A 1,646-nucleotide genomic window follows, 5' to 3' on the forward strand; every position below is an offset into this window, starting at 1 on the left:
GTCAAGCGCATCAAGGGCCACACCGACCTGCCGGTCTGCGTCGGCTTCGGCGTCAAGACCGCCGAGCAGGCCCGGGTGATCGGCGCCAATGCCGACGGTGTCGTCGTCGGCACCGCGATCGTCAATGCGGTTGCCAATGTGCTGGGACCGAAGGGCGAAAAGACCGCCGATCCGGCCGAAGCCGTCGCCACGCTGGTCAGCGGCCTTGCGCAAGGCGTGCGTTCGGCCCGCCTTGCTGCTGCCGAATAGTTCTCCTACCTCTTCCCAATCCTCGTCAGGACAGGAGCCGAAGCGATGAACTGGATCACCAATTACGTTCGCCCGAAGATCAATTCGATGCTCGGCCGGCGCACCGACATGCCCGAGAACCTCTGGATCAAGGATCCGGAGACCGGCGAGATGGTGTTCCACAAGGACCTGGAATCCAACCAGTTCGTCATTCCGTCGTCCGGCCATCACATGAAGATCTCGGCCAAGGAGCGGCTGAAATTCTTCTTCGATGGCGGCAAATACGAGACCCTGGACAACCCCAAGGTGATGCAGGATCCGCTGAAATTCCGCGACGAGAAGCGCTATGTCGACCGGTTGAAGGACGCCAAGGCCAAGACCGGCCTTGAGGACGCGATCATCAATGCGCTGGGCACCGTCGAGGGTCTGCCGGTGGTGGTCACGGTGCAGGATTTCGCCTTCATGGGCGGCTCGCTCGGCATGGCCGCTGGCGACGCCATCGTGCATGGCTTCGAAGTGGCCCTGCAGCGCAAGCGGCCGCTGATCCTGTTCGCCGCTTCCGGCGGCGCGCGCATGCAGGAAGGTATTTTGTCCCTGATGCAATTGCCGCGGACAACGGTTGGTGTCGACCGGCTGAAGGAAGCCGGCCTGCCCTACATCGTCGTTTTGACCAACCCGACCACGGGCGGCGTGACCGCCTCCTATGCCATGCTGGGCGACGTGCACATTGCCGAGCCCGGCGCGCTGATCGGCTTTGCCGGACCGCGCGTCATCGAACAGACGATCCGCGAGAAATTGCCCGACGGCTTCCAGCGCTCCGAATATCTGATGGAGCACGGCATGGTCGACATGGTCGTATCCAGGCTGGAAATGCGTGAAACGATCGCGCGCCTGCTCAAGATGCTGCTCAAGCTGCCGGAAGAGCAAAAAACGCTGGAGCCGGAAATCCTGCCGCCGGCGGTGGTCGCCGCGGAAGCTCGGCCGCAAGCCTGAAGCGACACGAAGCGCCGCGACCGCGATTGCACGGGTGCTTCGGCGCGCTGTAGCTTTTGATTGCCATAGCCATCCGAAACCGATTCTGGTTTTCACGGCTCATGCGCTAGGATTCTGCCATGACGACGCTTGCCGCCGACCGCGAAATCGAAGCCCTGATGGCGCTTCATCCGAAAGGCTTCGACCTTTCGCTCGACCGCATTTCGCGGCTGCTGGAGCGGCTTGACGATCCGCAGGATCGGCTGCCACCGGTCATCCACATCGCCGGCACCAACGGCAAAGGCTCGTGCGCCGCCTTTTCGCGCGCCCTGCTCGAGGCAGCGGACTACCGCGTCCATGTTCACACCTCGCCGCATCTGGTCAACTGGTATGAGCGTTACCGGCTGGGCGCCGACGGCGGCGGCAGGCTGGTCGGGGCAAGGGCT

General features: G+C 63.3%; 2 protein-coding genes and 1 pseudogene. All 3 read left to right on the plus strand.

The window, feature by feature from the left end; genetic code table 11:
- Positions 1 to 249 (plus strand): tryptophan synthase subunit alpha (locus tag EN964_RS33900; protein WP_206528808.1); only part of this gene is annotated, 249 nt, incomplete at its 5' end.
- Between the two features lie 45 nt (positions 250 to 294).
- Positions 295 to 1,221, plus strand: coding sequence for an acetyl-CoA carboxylase, carboxyltransferase subunit beta (accD, locus tag EN964_RS33905; RefSeq protein ID WP_013528321.1), 927 nt, complete (start codon positions 295 to 297; stop codon positions 1,219 to 1,221).
- A gap of 119 nt (positions 1,222 to 1,340) precedes the next feature.
- A pseudogene (locus tag EN964_RS33910) lies at positions 1,341 to 1,646 on the plus strand (bifunctional folylpolyglutamate synthase/dihydrofolate synthase); the annotation flags it as partial.

Origin of the sequence: Mesorhizobium sp. M7A.F.Ca.CA.001.10.2.1 (genome assembly GCF_003998575.1) — a bacterium.
GTDB lineage: Bacteria > Pseudomonadota > Alphaproteobacteria > Rhizobiales > Rhizobiaceae > Mesorhizobium.

Excerpts from the sequence above, each read along its gene's own strand:
- accD (WP_013528321.1), top strand. The coding sequence starts at position 295 with ATGAACTGGATCACCAATTACGTTCGCCCGAAGATCAATTCGATGCTC.